Source organism: Syntrophomonas erecta subsp. sporosyntropha, from assembly GCF_055395365.1.
Genome location: NZ_AP042459.1, coordinates 420,700 through 436,722, shown reverse-complemented (window position 1 = coordinate 436,722; position 16,023 = coordinate 420,700). Strand labels below are relative to the sequence as shown.

General features: G+C 41.7%; 14 protein-coding genes. 8 read left to right on the top strand and 6 right to left on the bottom strand.

The window, feature by feature from the left end:
- Positions 1-247: 247 nt before the first annotated feature.
- The gene (locus tag ACZ5Q0_RS01990; protein ID WP_446819715.1) at positions 248-763 is read left to right on the top strand and encodes a MerR family transcriptional regulator; all 516 of its coding nucleotides are present in this window, start codon (positions 248-250) and stop codon (positions 761-763) included.
- Positions 764-926: 163 nt separating this feature from the next.
- On the opposite strand, the gene ACZ5Q0_RS01985 is transcribed toward ACZ5Q0_RS01990, so the two are convergent.
- From ACZ5Q0_RS01985 to ACZ5Q0_RS01965, 5 genes are all read right to left on the bottom strand, one after another.
- Complete coding sequence (locus tag ACZ5Q0_RS01985) at positions 927-2,624, bottom strand: Hsp70 family protein (protein WP_446819717.1); 1,698 nt, start codon at positions 2,622-2,624, stop codon at positions 927-929.
- Between the two features lie 2 nt (positions 2,625-2,626).
- Entirely contained in the window at positions 2,627-4,207 is a 1,581-nt protein-coding gene (locus ACZ5Q0_RS01980) for a hypothetical protein (RefSeq protein WP_446819719.1), read from the bottom strand.
- The gene (locus ACZ5Q0_RS01975; protein ID WP_446819720.1) at positions 4,207-5,661 is read right to left on the bottom strand and encodes a hypothetical protein; all 1,455 of its coding nucleotides are present in this window, start codon (positions 5,659-5,661) and stop codon (positions 4,207-4,209) included. The genes ACZ5Q0_RS01980 and ACZ5Q0_RS01975 overlap by 1 nt, the downstream gene beginning before the upstream one ends.
- Positions 5,662-5,753: 92 nt before the next feature.
- Complete coding sequence (locus tag ACZ5Q0_RS01970) at positions 5,754-6,446, bottom strand: hypothetical protein (RefSeq protein ID WP_446819721.1); 693 nt, start codon at positions 6,444-6,446, stop codon at positions 5,754-5,756.
- Positions 6,447-6,711: 265 nt separating this feature from the next.
- Positions 6,712-6,897, bottom strand: a complete 186-nt coding sequence (locus tag ACZ5Q0_RS01965; protein ID WP_446819723.1) for a hypothetical protein — start codon at positions 6,895-6,897, stop codon at positions 6,712-6,714.
- A gap of 422 nt (positions 6,898-7,319) precedes the next feature.
- Between ACZ5Q0_RS01965 and ACZ5Q0_RS01960 the strand changes: the two genes are divergently transcribed.
- Entirely contained in the window at positions 7,320-7,859 is a 540-nt protein-coding gene (locus ACZ5Q0_RS01960; protein ID WP_446819724.1) for a YiiX/YebB-like N1pC/P60 family cysteine hydrolase, read from the top strand.
- Positions 7,860-8,500: 641 nt separating this feature from the next.
- Positions 8,501-8,977 carry an HAD family hydrolase gene (locus ACZ5Q0_RS01955; protein ID WP_446819725.1) on the top strand — a complete coding sequence of 159 codons (477 nt, stop codon included), beginning with the start codon at positions 8,501-8,503 and terminating at the stop codon, positions 8,975-8,977.
- 10 nt (positions 8,978-8,987) lie between these two features.
- Here ACZ5Q0_RS01955 and ACZ5Q0_RS01950 read toward each other — a convergent pair whose 3' ends face one another.
- A complete protein-coding gene (locus ACZ5Q0_RS01950; protein ID WP_447182671.1) occupies positions 8,988-10,271 on the bottom strand; it encodes an HD-GYP domain-containing protein in 1,284 nt (427 codons plus the stop codon).
- A gap of 605 nt (positions 10,272-10,876) precedes the next feature.
- Between ACZ5Q0_RS01950 and ACZ5Q0_RS01945 the strand changes: the two genes are divergently transcribed.
- From ACZ5Q0_RS01945 to ACZ5Q0_RS01925, 5 genes are all read left to right on the top strand, one after another.
- A complete protein-coding gene (locus ACZ5Q0_RS01945) occupies positions 10,877-11,446 on the top strand; it encodes a 4Fe-4S dicluster domain-containing protein (protein ID WP_446819727.1) in 570 nt (189 codons plus the stop codon).
- 3 nt (positions 11,447-11,449) lie between these two features.
- Entirely contained in the window at positions 11,450-12,616 is a 1,167-nt protein-coding gene (locus tag ACZ5Q0_RS01940) for a CoB--CoM heterodisulfide reductase iron-sulfur subunit B family protein (RefSeq protein ID WP_447182670.1), read from the top strand.
- A 94-nt stretch (positions 12,617-12,710) separates the two neighbouring features.
- Complete coding sequence (locus tag ACZ5Q0_RS01935; protein ID WP_446819730.1) at positions 12,711-14,696, top strand: FAD-dependent oxidoreductase; 1,986 nt, start codon at positions 12,711-12,713, stop codon at positions 14,694-14,696.
- Positions 14,687-15,118, top strand: coding sequence for a hydrogenase iron-sulfur subunit (locus ACZ5Q0_RS01930; protein ID WP_446819731.1), 432 nt, complete (start codon positions 14,687-14,689; stop codon positions 15,116-15,118). Before ACZ5Q0_RS01935 ends, ACZ5Q0_RS01930 begins: the two co-directional genes overlap by 10 nt.
- A 1-nt stretch (position 15,119) precedes the next feature.
- Positions 15,120-16,022 (top strand): 4Fe-4S dicluster domain-containing protein, encoded by a 903-nt coding sequence (locus tag ACZ5Q0_RS01925; RefSeq protein ID WP_446819732.1) that lies wholly within the window; start codon positions 15,120-15,122, stop codon positions 16,020-16,022.
- Position 16,023: the final 1 nt, after the last annotated feature.

Genomic DNA, 16,023 nt, shown 5'->3' with positions numbered 1-16,023 from the left:
GCGGTGCTCATATATTAGGTGGTAAGAGAAGATTAGGCCCTATTAATGAGCTTTAAAATAGTTTAGGAAGGGAAAGCAATTAGGCTGACAATAAAGTTGATAATTAAGTTGATAACTACGTTAGTAAAAAGCGGTCGAAATAGGTACTTAGTAGATTTTGATGAAACTGCTAAAGTGCTAGTGTAAAGAGTTTTTAACTTTATTGTTTACCTGATAACAATCTATGAAGCAGAGGGGTGAAATGTGCATGCAGGAACGATTTTATAAAATAGGTGAGGTATCAGAGATGCTGGGGATCGAACAATATACACTTCGCTATCTGGAGAATAGTTTGAAACTTGTCATCCAGAGAGATGAAAGGGGAGACCGGCAGTATACCGAATCAGATCTAGACACCCTGCGCCTAATTCTGCAGCTGAAAGAAAAGGGACTAAACACTACTGCTATTCGAATGGCTCTGGAAAATATACAGGAAAAGGACCCGGAAGTAAATACGGAAGCCCTTGATAAAAATGTTCCGATTGGGCCAGTGGTAAATTTTGAATTTGTTGAAGCGGTTTCATTGGTGCGTCAGGTTGCAGAACAGAATGAGGAACTACTCCGGCAAAATCAAAGGTTAGAGCAACGACTACAGAAACTGGAGGAGAAACTGGAACGATGGGTGGCTAACCGGGATCAACGGCTAGATGACCTTATTGAACTGTGGAGGGAAGAAAAAAGCGAAAGAAACAAATCGTGGATTGCCCGTCTTCGAGGGCGTTAGCTTATTATTTGTTATAAGGGATAAGGTAACCTGATAAATTAGTATTAGGTAGCAATGGCAGGATTATAACTATGCTTTCCCGGTTTATAACTTTAATTGATAGTTAAGTACTAAAGATAGCAGTTAATAAGACATATCAAGGTTATTACATAGTTATTATCCATTAGCCCCCTGTAAAAAGCTGATAGAGGGCCAGTAATTTAAATAAAGCAGCCTTAACCGATCCAGTTTTAAATTCATTATCCTTAATATTGTTAAGGTGTACAAGATAGTCTTGCATTAAACGGTTATCAATAAAGCCATATTGTTCCAATACCTGATAGGCTTGTTTCTGCCGGTCGGTATAGCCGGTTAGGATACCGGGACTGGCAGCCGGTTCAGTAACGGTTGAAAAACCAGCCAGTTCCAAACGATTGTTTTTAAAATCCAGATAAAGGTCAATCTTTTCCGGTAAAGAACACCGGGGAGCTTCCAGTTCAGCCACCAGTTCTAAACCCATTAACCGTTTGCTGCCTGTTACTGGTAAGGCTTCTTCTGATTCGTAGATCCGAAAAACTACCTGATCTTCCCGGGAAGAAAGATTAAATTCGGAGGCAGCCGAAAAGGAAAAGATTCGATAACGTCCCCTGGTATCCAATTCCAGGTTAGTAATATCAAAGGGCAAAGGTTCCAGGCGGTTTTCACCACTGAAGGCATCTGTTTTTTCCGCATAGAAGTGGAAAGGATAGATAGTTCGAGTCTTAAGAGGAGGGTGATCCAGGTTGTTCCATATACTAAGACCCTTTACCACGTTTAGTTCTGGTTCAGCAGTGGTTATCATGGGTACTTGGGGAAATAATTCCTGAAAAAATTCTTTAACTCCTATAGCTTGAGCGGTACCACCTAGTAGTAATAGGTGGTCAATATGCCAGGTGTTACCAGTACATAAGCCCAGTAACTGAGCCTGGGGTTTTAAGGTGTAGTTTATATATTCTTTAAGACGATTAAATACTGGTCTTAGGCGTTTAATATACCTGTTCTTATCTATGGTAAGAGTAAGGGTAGTATTGCGGAAAAAATCTGGTTCATTTATAATACTGAGCCCCTGAAGGCTTAAGTCAATTTTGGCTTTTTCAGCTATGGTCAGCATGTGGCTAAGATAATAACGATCTTCCCTGGAAAGAGATTTTTCACTGATAAAAGAAGAAGGAAGTTGTTGACCAGTTTGTATATAGTAAGCTGCTGCCAGTATATTACGTAAAATACCCCGATCTATCTCTGCCCCGGAAAAGGCATCTTGCCCCATCTGTAATTGGGTTTCTAGTAGTATTTCATTTCGGCTTTGGGAAATAGTAAGGAAGCTGAAATCGGTAGTTCCACCGCCCAGATCAACCACCAGTATATCCCCTTCCACCGGGAAGGAAGCATTAAAATTGTAACCAGCCAGGGCGGCTATCGGCTCTGGTAGCAGGAATACATTTTCAACCGAAAAACCTTGGCGAACTGCCTGCATAATTTGATGACGCTGGTTCATGCCAAAATAATTAGGAACGGCTACTGCTATTGAATCCGGAAGACCTACAGGGGCTACATAAGTTTGGTTTAAATAAGTAAAATACCGGGCCATTATTTTAGCAAGATTAAATTCGCCTACTTTCAGTGAGGGATTGCGTTTTATAGCCAGCTTTAAAAAAGGCATATTTATGGTTTCTTTTCCTCCTAATTGCCGGGCCTGTTCCCCAAATAGCCAGCGATTTCCTGCAGGGACCCGTGCAGCTGCTGTAGGAATAAACCCTGGATGGGGGCAGAGGTTACAAAAAACCTGCTTATCCATATAGCCTAATTTAGTAAAGGTAGTGCCAAAATCAATTCCCAGGTGCATGATTATTCATCCCCTTGAATAGCAATAGTCACACGTGGCAGCTCTTCCTCCACCTCTGGGCCAACTTTGATGATAAACAGGTCCCCTTCTTCGTCTAGTATTGTATAAGCCTTACTGGTACAGACCCGGGTTTCTACTACTGGCTGACTAGTTAAATAGCGGTAGTCAAGAGGAAATATTTTACCACGTTCCAAAGGGACCCGGTCTACCCTAACATCCATGTCCTTCCAGGTACGGGATATATTGCGGGGAGCCAGCAGCCTTTCTAAATCTGCTTTGATATTGGCCAGAAGATTTACATAGGAAGAAACTAAATCATTTAATTCTAAACAGCGGTCCATTAGCTGGCAACACCAATCATTCCTTTCATGCCAGAGATCTAAACGAAATTCCAGGTAGGTTATTTCCAGGCTTATCTGGTGGAGCAGGCTGGAAAGGGGGCCGATTTTTTGTATAACCTGATCCCTATTGGCTGCCTGGAAAACAGGACTAGACGAACTAAGGGTATTTCTGATTTTCTGCATAAAATATGGAAAATCAGGTGTAGTAGCTGCTGATATACCGGCGGTAGTTTCCTTAAGTTGATCATTTAAGGTGGTAGCCGCCTCTTTAACTTGTGCCAGTTTTTTCTTACTGAGCCTGGTTATGGTGGTTATAAAAGGTAACAGGTTAACTTCCCACTGGTTAACCATATTTAACCCGATTTCCAGCAGTATAATCCCATATGAAAACTGATGGGCCAGCTGGGCGGCGGCTTTTTTCCACGACTCAGTACGGGCTTGTCCAAAGTAAAACTGCATCATTTCAATATAAAAGGTTATAAAGGGGTTAATCTGCTGGTCAAAGATTCTTTTTATAACCGGGATGGTCAGCTTTTTCTCCGTAGCCTGGCTAGTCTGGATAAGTGTGGTCAAATAGCCCTGGAATATTCCAGGCGGGCCGGATAAAATGGATAAATCTTGGGCCAGGTTGTGACTCTGTCTTAAATAAACTAGCAGCCGGTGTAATTCTTCCCTTTCCCGAGGCTCGGATAGATCAAGAGAGCCCAGGATGTCTGGTAAAGAAAACCAAATCAGATTATGTTGTAGCCGGTTTATTTCCTCAGTATCTAATAAATTGATAAGGGAAACCGTTATTTGCTCCAGTTTAGATGTATCATTTAGCATTCCTTTTGTGGCATATAAAATTTCTAGGTTGCTATGGTTACTTTCCTGAGTAATGTACAGTACCTGCTGGTGTAATTGTTCCTGAAAATTAATTAAATATGTGTTGATGGTTTTTATAAGGTTATAAAGTCGGCTATAGCGTTTAAGATTAGCCATTACGTCTTTTTGCAAGGCTTTTTCATCATGGGATAATTTAAAGAGCCGGCTTACTTCCGCTTGTATAGTCTGACGATAAGCTGGAAAAAGTTTATCATGAAAACTCTGGTAATAAAAATAATTAACCTGGTAAAGATAGCGATCCAGGTCTTCCAGTGAAGATAATGATTTAACGGTAGTTTGTTTTCTAACCTCATTACTAAAGTTATTGAGCAATCTTTCTAATTGCGAAGTGAAAAACTCTTCATTAAAAGTTTCCATTACGATACCCCCATAACTTTTCCTGCCAGGATAGCCCTGCGGATAGTCTCACTTTTTTTTCTAAATAATTCGGGGCGGTTATCTAGATCACTAAACAGGGCTTCGCTGTTGTAGCGGTCAGCTAAACGGATGATACGTTCTGCTTCCTGACGGGTAGGAATGCTGGTCAGAGGTGCCAGTTGCTCATATATACTATTATTTAAAAACATGTGAGCAGGGACCCATTTCCATAACAATAGATAGTAATCCAGAAGCTCGCCAACAGTTTCCCGGGTTTTTTTAATCAAGCCATGTTGCAGTAAAAGTCGTAATAACTCCATGACTATAAAGGCTTCATTAGGTAGCGTATACAGTTTTTGTCTAATTTTGGTCATAAGTACCTGAACCCGATCCGGTTCTAGCCCTTCCCATAATTCTTTTTCGAGCAAAAGCGGTAATTCTTCTGAATGAGAATCGGTTATGGTCTGGGAATACATCAAAATTTCTGCTAGTATAGCTGGCTCACGGCGATTAAGTCCTTCCTGGATACGTTCATAGAGGTTTAAGTATTTAATTGATAAACTATCCGGATCAAAACGGGGGAAATAGCTCTTATAAACCATAGTGAGCCGGTTATAAGCCTCCCAGGGCATATATAAAAGCAGGTAGGTGGGAATTACCCGGCGTAACAATTTATGCAGCGAACGGTAAATTTTTTCGTCTTCCAGCACGGTTACTAGACGATTCTGGTGCTGGTAGTCCTGATATATTTCTATAAGCATAGCCAGGCAATCTTCAACCAGTCCGCAGGAGAATATATCATCAGCCGTCTGAATTAACAGGTTAAATCTTTCCCCTCCATAAGGTTCGCTGAAGCAATGGATATCTGTGGATATTAGAAGTTCAATAGCCTGGCGAACTAGTCGCCCTTTTTCATCTAAAAATACCGGTGGGGAATCGTATAAGCCATACCATTTCCGATCTATTTCTTCAACTAAAACAGCTTCTTGTTGGCGGAGCAGATTCCGTAAATCAGGATTAGCAGTACGAGCAGCCAGAGCCTGTAAAGTATGTAAATCCAGCACCTGTAAAATAGGCCGGTAATATTTAGTCAAACTTGCCTTAAAAATATGCAGGAGGAAGTAGAGCCGGCGGGGTTCCATGGTATTTTGACTAAGATGCCAGGGAAGAAATTTCAAAAATTCGATCAGTACCCAGGGGGGGCCTTGCTGCAGCCAGTTTAAAGTAATATTATTCTCCAGGTTATTGAAAATTATTTCGAAAAAATCCGTTGGTTGGCCATTAAAATACAAGGCTCTCAGTAAAAGATCCAGGTCTTCTTTTCTTTCTGGTTTAAGCTTAGTGCAATCAATTTGCCGCATAGTATGACGAAGGTTAATTTCCACTTCCCAAAGTTGAAATGGAATGGCATCATTAAGGGATTTATGGAAATCATCTAATAAGTCAAAACTCATTTTTAATCTGCCCCCTTCCATACCGTGGGTTTGGTAGTCTATATAAACAAGACCCAATATTAACACTAGCGGATATTTTAAGTCTGTTTCGGTTAATCAGTTTTTTCATATAGAGCTATGTTCAATATCCGGCAGGCGTTACTCGATTTTAACGGGTCATCTTCGGTGAGGAATATATAATAATAAATAGATTTAAATTTATTAGTAAATATGCCGCCTAATAGGCCAGGTCTTATAAGTTCAATCCGGTCCTGGCTGGCTTTATTGCGGGTCAGGTAGCGATAAGTTTGCAGGCGGCTGACAAAAGGGAAACGAGCTAGGCGTTCAAAATGATATTTAAGGCCGAACTCTTTATAGGGATTACCATCTTCGAACTTAAACACAATTTCGCCGCTGCGTTGGACGGGCAAGACATCTAATTTACCGTCCTTTTTAATAAATAAATCCTGTAAGGTACTAATTAATCCTGGATTATTTAAAATAATGTACTGCAGGTAGTCTTGCAGGGCCAAAGGAAACCGGCTTAAATCAGGATATTTATTCTGTAACAGTTCCCATCCCTGGGGATTATGAACTAAATATTCAATTAATTCGCTAATGCCAGCGGCTAAATGTGGTAAAAAAGTGGCATATTCAGTATAAAGTATCCGTACATAGCGATCATAAAATAATGCATACGATTCGGGGGAATTAGCACGCAAATTCTCTATATAATTCAGCAGGTTTTCATATTCATCAGGGAGCAGTTCTGCTCCCTGGTCTATTTTTCTTAATATTTTTCGCATTTTTAAAAGTCCTAATAAAAAGATTTCGCAACCCTAATGGTTGAAAAAAAGACCATTATAACCTTGTAGTCCTAGTTTGGTTTTTAACATAATTTTATCGTAATACCAGGTAAAGTACCAATGATAAAAGGAAAAGGAAGGGAGGTTTTATTTATTCCGCCTTGTCCAATTAGCAAAGAAAGGCAAAAAACAAGAGATTTATTTATGTTCTGCCCCCTATTTGACTCCCCAAAAAATTCCCCTTTTACATGGTGGAAGTTTGAAATCAGGGGAGCTCAATATCAAACAATAGTTCGTCCTCCACGTTTTGAAAATGGATAATAGTATCATCTTCCAGAAGCATGCTCATCGATGATTCTGTAAAGGCTATTATTTTTTTAACCAGCTTACCTTCTAGGTGGTAGGTCAGCATTTGATAGTAGTCTGCCAACATTGCAGATATATTAGCCACTAATATCACCTCATAATACTATATAAAGTTTAAGAATAAGCATGCCAAGTATTGAAAATAAATAATAGGCAAGAATGTATTTATATAGAAATAATAATGGTTATGATAAAATAAATCCAACCGGCGAAACTCCGACAGCAAAGGAAATAAACCATCATAAAACTATATAATTTAGTGCCTGATAATTGCTTGCTGATGAAATGTGTTTTAGAAACTAGGGAAACAATACACTATAGGATCAGCTGATTTACCTGTTATTAGGTAAACGCAAAAATCATTAGCATTAATTTTGGATTATGCGGATTTAACCGGTAGCAAGCCTTATTCCATAATGAAGGTAAGGTGATACTATTTCGATTACAAAGCGCTGGTCCATATTTATTTTTCCGGTATTGTTTGTAATATTGCTGGCTCTTTTAACAGTGAAAAATTGGACAATTATTAAGAATACTCAGAGTTTAACCTACACTTGCCTGCGGAGTATGTTCACGGGTGATGTTGGCTATGGAAAGTTGGAAGTCTTTTTTACCCCGATATCGTTTGAGGGATTAGAACCGGGTGATATCATATTGGGAGGTTATCCCGGGTGTTCCTATGGCCGTTTTTCCCATGCGGGTATTTACATGGGGGATGAAAAGGTTATTGAGGCTTATGTAGACCTGGGTATTACTATTCAGTCTATTTTTCATTACTGGGATTATAAAGAGATTTGCCTGCTCAAGGTAAACGCGGAAAGAGAAAAGAAAGAAGCGGCTGTGGAGTATTTAGAAGATATGATAGGCCGGTTATTCTATCCTACAGCTTTTAAGCCTGGGGATAGAATTTGGAATTGTAGTAAAATCATTTGGAAAGCTTATTACCAGCAGGGTATCGATCTGGATGATTCAGGAGACTTTTGGGTTTCTCCGGACATGTTTTATAATACTACCTTTACTACAGTCATTAGAGAGGCCAATTCATGAGATCAGTAGCTAAAGTGGTTGGGTATCTTTACATCATCCAGATAAGTGCTGGTATGACTATATGGTTAAGCACCTATTTCCCGGGTATTGATATACTACTGTCTATACTATATTTCTTAGTTATAACTCTAGAATTAAGTAATAATAGACTAGAATATAAAAAATGGGGTTTAGTGGCGGTTTTCTGGCAGGGGCCTTGGTTAATAGTATCATTAATCAGCCAATTGCGGCCAGGTAGTTATGCATTTTTTCTTTTGCAATTTTGGAATACGCCCTTTATACCATTACTCTCCTGTATATCCTTTAATATAAAAGGAACACCATTTTACTACTACATGCTTTTAATTATGCCGGTAATATTAGGATTGTATGTGGGAATCGTATATAAATACACAAAAATAAAATCCGCTGGTTGTTCTCGCACCGAAAATCGGATCGCCCGACAACGATGAGAAGAACTCGACCAGCGGATATATAAAACAAACGATACAGATGCTAACTTCTAAAGGAAGCTGGTTGTAAGGGCAAAAAAAGTAGTAAGCACTTGATTTGATTACAACCTCTATATCATCTGTTTGTAATCTTATTATGTCCGCCTGGAGATTAAATATACAAAAAAATAACGATTTGGAGGGTAAAACATGTCATTACAAATTTCTCTGCCGGGGAGAAATAAGACCCTGTTTTTAAAATACCTGCTTCTAGATATGAACGGGACTGTTACCAGGGAAGGGAACCTGATCGAAGGGGTAAAGGAAAGAGTTGCTATGCTTAAAAACAATTTGGAGGTTTACTTACTAACGGCGGATACTTTTGGTTCAGGAGTACGGGTAGCAGAAGAACTGAATATACCATTTTTCAAAGTAAGTGGTGAACAGGGTAATGGTGATAAAAGGGACTTTTTATTAACCCTGGCAGCCGAAAATACTGTTGCTATTGGCAATGGATTTAATGACTCTCTGATGCTTCAGCAGGCCGAACTTTCTATTGCTGTAATTGGCCCCGAAGGTTGTAATGTACAGGCTCTTACCCGGGCTGACATTGTTGTTACCAGTATACTAGATGGCTTGGATTTATTAATTAGCCCGGTACGTTTGATAGCAACCCTTCGGGGATAAAAAGAAAGGATTATTCTTCCGGTGGTGAAGGTAAAATGCCCATTTCACATAACATATCAGTAAATTCCTGCACCAGCTGGGGATCCAGTTTCCCTTGACAGGCTTCAGCTTTCAATAGCTGTATGGCCCTGGTGACAGGTAATGCTGCTCGGTAAGATCTTTCGGTAGTAAGGGCATCAAAGACATCAGCTATGGCAACAATACGTGCTTCTAGGGAAATATCATCACCCTTTATTCCATCTGGGTACCCAGATCCATCCAGCCTTTCATGGTGATGGCGAATAACGGGCCCAATATTTTTAAGTGCTTTAAGCGGACTACATATCTGCTCTCCTAATACTGGGTGCTTATTAATCTGAGCTCTTTCCTCAGTAGTTAAATTTCCCGGTTTGTTTAGAATATCCTGATCAATGCCGATTTTTCCTATATCATGAACTAAAGCTCCTATACGTAGAGTCTTTAGCCTTTCGTCATCCAAGTTCAGGCGTTCTCCTAAGAAAACAGCGTACTGGCTTACCCTCTCGGTGTGACCTTCTGTATACTTATCTTTGGCATCTATGGTTCGTGCCAGGGAAATAACTACATCCTCTACATTCTCCACCTGAGCTAATTCCTCACGGACAGCTGTAAGCTGAGCATTTAAGTGAAAGATAGAATGTAGATAAGTTCTATTTAAGGTATAGAGAGCAATTACCATGATCAAAAGCAGTGCTGACCATAGATAAGGATAATGCACCCGGAAAGAGGGGATATACGCCGATAAAATATGAAGAAAATTAAGAATAATAACCCCCAGTAAAACTATAGCAATTACATAATAAAAATTATCTCCCCATTCACGGGCCAGCCAAAAAGCAACTATTACTATGAAAACAAAAATAGCAAAAACGCCTAGTCCGGAAATTATACCCCACCAAGGGTTTAACCATCCATTAACCCACAAACCGCCCAGGCAAAATAATAAACTAAGGATAATAGCCAATAAGTAAAACCATACTTTATAGCTGTTGGTGAGGTTTTGCCATAGAGTTAGAAAATAGAAGGAAAATACCAGGGCCATTAGTGAAAAGACTAGCCAACCAAAGCAGCTATGCTGCTGGCTAGATAAGTTAGGCAGGGGAATAAAAGCAACCAGGGTGATGAAAAAATTGGCTAAAATAAAACCTACATAGTGGGGTTTATTAATTATACGGTAATTGGCAACCAGGGTGACTAAAGCGATAATTGCCAGGCAACCGCATAATATAAACGTAACCACCGACAATAAAATACTTAGGTCAGAAATTACGAGCACATGACAACCCTCACTACCCTCCATATTCCATCTTTAGATTATCAAATTCTATGGTTACTTTCCATACCTTGGCTCCACTCCCAAGGAAAGTGACAAAACAAGTCATTAAACTAAGCTAGGGGAGGCATAAAAAAATAATATACACTTTTTCGTAGTTAAGGCTGATATTAACAAAGTTTTAACACAAATATGAGGCACATATGTATTATAATGAATTAACATGCTATGCTAACCTGCCCAAAGCCCCATATGCTTTACGAATCTGGAATTATTATCGCATAAACCATTATTAATTCCAGTATGCCTATTTTTAGTAATAGTAAAGATTTTGGGAAGGTTGGTACTAAACAATATATTTAAAATTCGACAAAATCGGATAAACAGGCTGCCCATGTGGTGATGTTGTTCCCTGGGGTCAATAAAGGCGATATATCCCTTATTAAAAGAAATTAAATCATATTGAAAAAATTCGCTATTTCTCTTATCATGGAGCATGAAGTCCCATAAAGGGCGAAAATACGCCATTTAGTTAACTTTTTCTGGGGCCTGTAGATAATTATGGGTCTAGAATCAGAATATTCCGTTTGAGGAAAGGGGCGCAAATTGTGGAAAACGCTGTTAAACTAACTCCAGCCAGCGAAGAAGGTAGACAACTTCTGCAGCACATTGAACAAGAGGCTGGGACAAGTGTCAATCTTTGTTACCAATGCGGGAAATGCTCAGCAGGATGTCCGGCTGCATTTGCAATGGATTATCCTCCCCGGCAGATTATCCGCCTGCTTCAGCTCGATTTATTTGATGATGCACTGGATGCTGGCAGTATATGGATATGCGCTAGCTGTGAAACTTGTACAGCGCGCTGCCCGCGTGGGGTAGATATTGCATCGCTGATGGACGCTCTGCGGAGGGAAGCCCTGCGGCAGGGCCGGATCAATGACAAAAAGGTTGCCGCATTTAACAAGGCTTTTCTCAACGGGGTCAAATCATTTGGCCGGACTTATGAGGCTGGACTGACAATACAGTATAACCTCAGTACTGGTCAGTTATTTAAGGATGCTGCGCTGGGATTGCCTATGATGAAACGGGGAAAAGTAGGCATTATGCCGCACAAAATTGAAGGCCGCGAGGCAATTAAAAAGATTTTTGCCAGGTCTGAGCAACTGGGAGGTGAATAAGGGATGAAACTAGCATATTATCCGGGTTGTTCCGCCGATGGCAGCGGAATAGAATATGGAATGTCTATGGAGCGCACGGCTAAAATACTGGGCATAGAATTGGTGGAGCTAGAGGACTGGAACTGCTGCGGGGCCACCTCGGGACATAGTACTAATAAACTTCTGTCACTTGCCCTTCCGGCTAGAAACCTGGCTATTGCTGAAAAAACAGGGCTTGATATGCTGGCTCCCTGTGCTGCATGTTACAGCCGGCACAGAGCGGCGGGGAAAGCAATTCAGGAAGATGAAGCCACCCGCGAAAAAATCGCCGAGATTATTGAGATGGATATCGAGGGGTCTATTGAAACCCTCTCCATATTAGACGTGCTTGCTAATCAAATTGGGGCCGATACAATCAAAGCGAAAGTTACCAATCCCTTAAACGGGATGAAAGCAGCTTGCTATTACGGCTGTCTGCTGGTACGGCCAGTAGAACTAACTGGTTTTGATGATCCAGAAGACCCTCAAAGCATGGATAAAATTGTGCAGGCTTTAGGTGCCGAAACAATAGATTGGTCTTTTAAAACGGAATGTTGCGGAGCGGCTATGGTAACTTCACGTCCTGATGTGGGTAATCGCATGCTTTACAATGTTTTGCGTAATGCCCGGGAAGCAGGTGCAGAGTGTCTGGTAACCGCTTGCCCGCTGTGTATGCTTAATCTTGATATGCGCCAGGCGGCTGTAGAGCGGGAATACAATACCAGTTTTAATATACCCACTTACTATGTCACCGAATTATTGGCTATCGCCTGTGGTGATTCTCCTAATACCGTCGGAATTGACAAGCATTTTGTTGAAGCCGGCAGCTATTTGGAAACAGTGCGTAGCCGGGCAGCAGAAGCTAAAAGTGCTGATGCTAAAAAAGCCGGTGCAGGTAGCGAATCCAGCGAAGATGCGGAAGCGTTACAAAAGAAAATTGATGCCATGATCAAGGGCTTTGAAAAAAACACCGAGAAAATGGCGGCTAAACTCATTGATGATCAGGAAAGTGCTAAAATACTGGCTGAGGTAGTAACCGGTGACGAAAAGAAAATTGCCCGACTGGCTGAATTCATGGTTACTGACCGGGATAAAGCTGTGAAAGCTGCGGAGGCGTTTGTGGCTGCTGAATTAAAGAAGCGGGCTAAGTAATCATAAAATTATTTAATCATAACTGTTTTTATTCCAGTGAAACCTCAACAGCAGAAAGATTGTGACGCAACGTCCACAAGGAGGGAGACGGAGAATGAAGAAACGGGTAGGCGTTTTCGTGTGTGACTGCGGAACCAATATCGCTTCGGTAGTTGACACCGAAAAAGTAGCCGAATCAGCCAGAACAATTCCCGGAGTCGTTTTTGCGACCACCTATAAATATATGTGTTCCGACCCCGGGCAGGAATTGATCAGAACATCTATTAAAGAACACCAACTAGAACAGGTTGTAGTAGCTTCCTGTTCGCCGCGCATGCATGAAAAGACTTTCCGGCGTGCGGTAGAATCGGCAGGTTTAAATCCTTATCTATTTGAAATGGTCAATATTCGTGAGCAGAATTCCTGGGTACACCATGACCGGAATCTGGCTACTCACAAAGCTAAGGACCTGGTAAGGATGGCGGTAAGCAAGGTTTTACGGAATCAGCCATTGCAAATATCCACCATTCCCATTACCAAGAAGGCTATGGTTATTGGCGGGGGTATTGCTGGGATGCAAACCGCTTTGGATATTGCCGAGGCTGGCCATAAAGTAATTCTAGTAGAGAGATCGGCTAGTATCGGCGGAAAAATGACCCAGATTGATAAAACCTTCCCGACCATGGACTGCGCCGCTTGAATAGGCACCCCCAAGATGGTTGCTGTGGCGCAGCACCCTAACATTGAACTAGTAACCTATGCAGAAGTTACGAAGGTAACAGGTTATATCGGTAATTTTAATGTAACGGTTAAGAAAAAAGCAAAATATGTAGATTGGGATGCTTGTACAGGTTGTGGAACCTGTGAGGAAAAATGTCCCACCAAGAAAATCAGTAATGAATTTGATCTTAGTTTGGGATTAAGGACAGCCATACACAAGGTTTATCCTCAGGCAGTACCAGGTAAGCCTTATATTGATGCTGAACACTGCCTTAAACTTACCAAAGGCAAATGCGGTGTTTGCGAAAAGGTATGTCCGACCCAGTCGATTCGTTTTGATGATAAGGACGAATATATAATCGAAGAGGTCGGGGCTATTGTTATGGCTACCGGATTTGATTTATTCAAATGGGAAGAGACTTATGGTGAATACGGATATGGTAAGTATCCTGATGTAATTACCAGCCTCCATTTTGAGCGCCTGGTTAGTGCCGGCGGGCCTACCGGCGGAAAAATTCAACGGCCTTCTGATGGTAAGGAACCGGATAGTGTAGCTTTTATTAAGTGTGTCGGTTCCCGTGATGATAACAAGGGTAAAAGTTACTGTTCCCGGGCCTGCTGTATGTATACAGCTAAGCATGCTTATCAGGTAAGGGATAAACTGCCCAATAGTGAAGCATATGTCTTTTATATGGATGTACGTACCGCCGGGAAAAACTACGAGGAATTTTATCAGCGTTCGCTTAATGCAGGTGCCAAATATATTCGCGGCCGGGTTAGTAAGATCTATCCCCGGGGCGACAAATTAGTATTAAAATCGGAGGACACCTTATTAGGCAGGCCTATAGAAGTAGAAGTGGATATGGTAGTCTTGGCCACGGCTATGGTACCGTCTGAAGGAGCTCAGGAACTGGCGAAAGTAATCGGTTTTTCTACTGATAAAGATGGCTTTTTCCAGGAAGCCCATCCCAAACTTCAGCCGGTAGAAACATTCTCGGCTGGTGTTTACCTGGCTGGTGCCTGTCAGGGGCCGAAGGATATTCCGGATACGGTTGCTCAGGGTAGTGCAGCAGCTGTCAAAGTATGCGGACTGTTTTCCAAGACTGAATTGGCGACTGAGCCGATGATCTCCATGGTGGATACTAATAAATGTTCGGGATGCGGACTATGTGTACCTATTTGTCCCTATAACGCCCTGTCACTGGTAGAGATTAAAGACCGTGGACCTCAGGGACCCTTTACCCGGATGGTGGCTCAGGTCAATGGTAGTCTATGCCAGGGGTGTGGTGCGTGTGTGCCTGCATGTCGGTGTGCAGCTCTTAACCTCAAAGGATTTACCGACGAACAACTTGTATCGGAGGTGGATGCACTGTGTCTATAGAACAGGAAAACTGGCGGCCGAAAATTATTGTGTTTGCCTGTAACTGGTGTAGTTATGCAGCGGCAGACCTGGCGGGCTTAAACCACCTGGAATACCCTGCCGATGTTCGTATAATAAGAACCCCATGCTCGGGTCGTATGGATCCGATGCTGGTACTAAGAGCTTTTAACCGTGGTGCGGATGGTGTACTCTTATCCGGGTGACACCCGGGTGAATGCCACTATGGTAGTGGCAATTACTATAACCGTCGTCGGCATACGGTTATGAAAAACCTTATGCAGTATCTAGGTATTGAACCAGAAAGATACCAGACATCCTGGATATCAGGTGCAGAAGGTATTAAATTTCAGCAGACTATGACGAAAATAGTCAATGAGGTTAAAGAACTAGGGCCCAACCAAAAGTTGAGGGAGGCAAGATAAAATGGATTATACAGCTAAAATTCAGGAAATTGCCACCAAGCTTCTGGAGAACGGGCAGGTTGATATGGTAATTGCATGGGAGAAGGGCGATGTTGACTATCAGACCCGTCCCTTCGTAGCCCGTTCCGTGGAGGATGTGGCACGGATAGTATTTGATGAATATTCGGTACACAATCTGGCTAACAGCCTGTTAAAGTTTCGAGATGGTAAGGAAAAGATAGGCATAGTTGTTAAAGGTTGTGATTCCCGTGGTATAGTACGGCTTTTAGAAGACAACCAAATTAAGCGTGATCGTCTATATATTATTGGGGTAAACTGCCCAGGGGTAAAAGACCCCCTGAAAGCTATGAAAGCGCATTCCGGATTTGTCCGTAATGGTCAGGCAGATGAGGCAGCCGATAAATGTGCCCATTGTATCCAACCTAATCCAGTAATATATGATGAAATAATTGGTGAAGAACAATCCCCCCGGGTAGAAGGGGAGCGCTTTGCCCAGGTAAAAGAAATAGAAAATCTGCCGGTAGACGAGCGTTTTCGCTTCTTCGAGGAGGCTTTTTCCAAATGTATTCGCTGTTATGCATGTCGTCAGGCATGTGTTGCCTGTAACTGCCGCACTTGCATATTTGATGAGACTCGTCCCCAATGGGTCGGCCGGGAGACTAAACTGAGCGACAACATGATGTACCATCTGGTCAGGGCTATGCATATGGCAGGCAGATGCATAGAATGCGGCGAATGTGAGCGGGTCTGTCCGGTAGACATTCCGTTAATGGCAATTAACCGGAAACTGGTTAAGGATGTAAGTGAACTATATGGTCCCTATGAAGCAGGGATGAAATATGTCGAAGGCCAAAAACCGCCGCTTAGTGTTTACAATGAAAAAGATCCGGATAATTTCCTATAGG

Bases quoted from the DNA above. Each gene is read 5' to 3' on its own strand.
- ACZ5Q0_RS01990 (WP_446819715.1), top strand. From the start codon at position 248: ATGCAGGAACGATTTTATAAAATAGGTGAGGTATCAGAGATGCTGGGG.
- ACZ5Q0_RS01985 (WP_446819717.1), bottom strand. From the start codon at position 2,624: ATGCACCTGGGAATTGATTTTGGCACTACCTTTACTAAATTAGGCTAT.
- ACZ5Q0_RS01980 (WP_446819719.1), bottom strand. From the start codon at position 4,207: ATGGAAACTTTTAATGAAGAGTTTTTCACTTCGCAATTAGAAAGATTG.
- ACZ5Q0_RS01975 (WP_446819720.1), bottom strand. From the start codon at position 5,661: ATGAGTTTTGACTTATTAGATGATTTCCATAAATCCCTTAATGATGCC.
- ACZ5Q0_RS01970 (WP_446819721.1), bottom strand. From the start codon at position 6,446: ATGCGAAAAATATTAAGAAAAATAGACCAGGGAGCAGAACTGCTCCCT.
- ACZ5Q0_RS01955 (WP_446819725.1), top strand. From the start codon at position 8,501: ATGTCATTACAAATTTCTCTGCCGGGGAGAAATAAGACCCTGTTTTTA.
- ACZ5Q0_RS01940 (WP_447182670.1), top strand. From the start codon at position 11,450: ATGAAACTAGCATATTATCCGGGTTGTTCCGCCGATGGCAGCGGAATA.
- ACZ5Q0_RS01925 (WP_446819732.1), top strand. From the start codon at position 15,120: ATGGATTATACAGCTAAAATTCAGGAAATTGCCACCAAGCTTCTGGAG.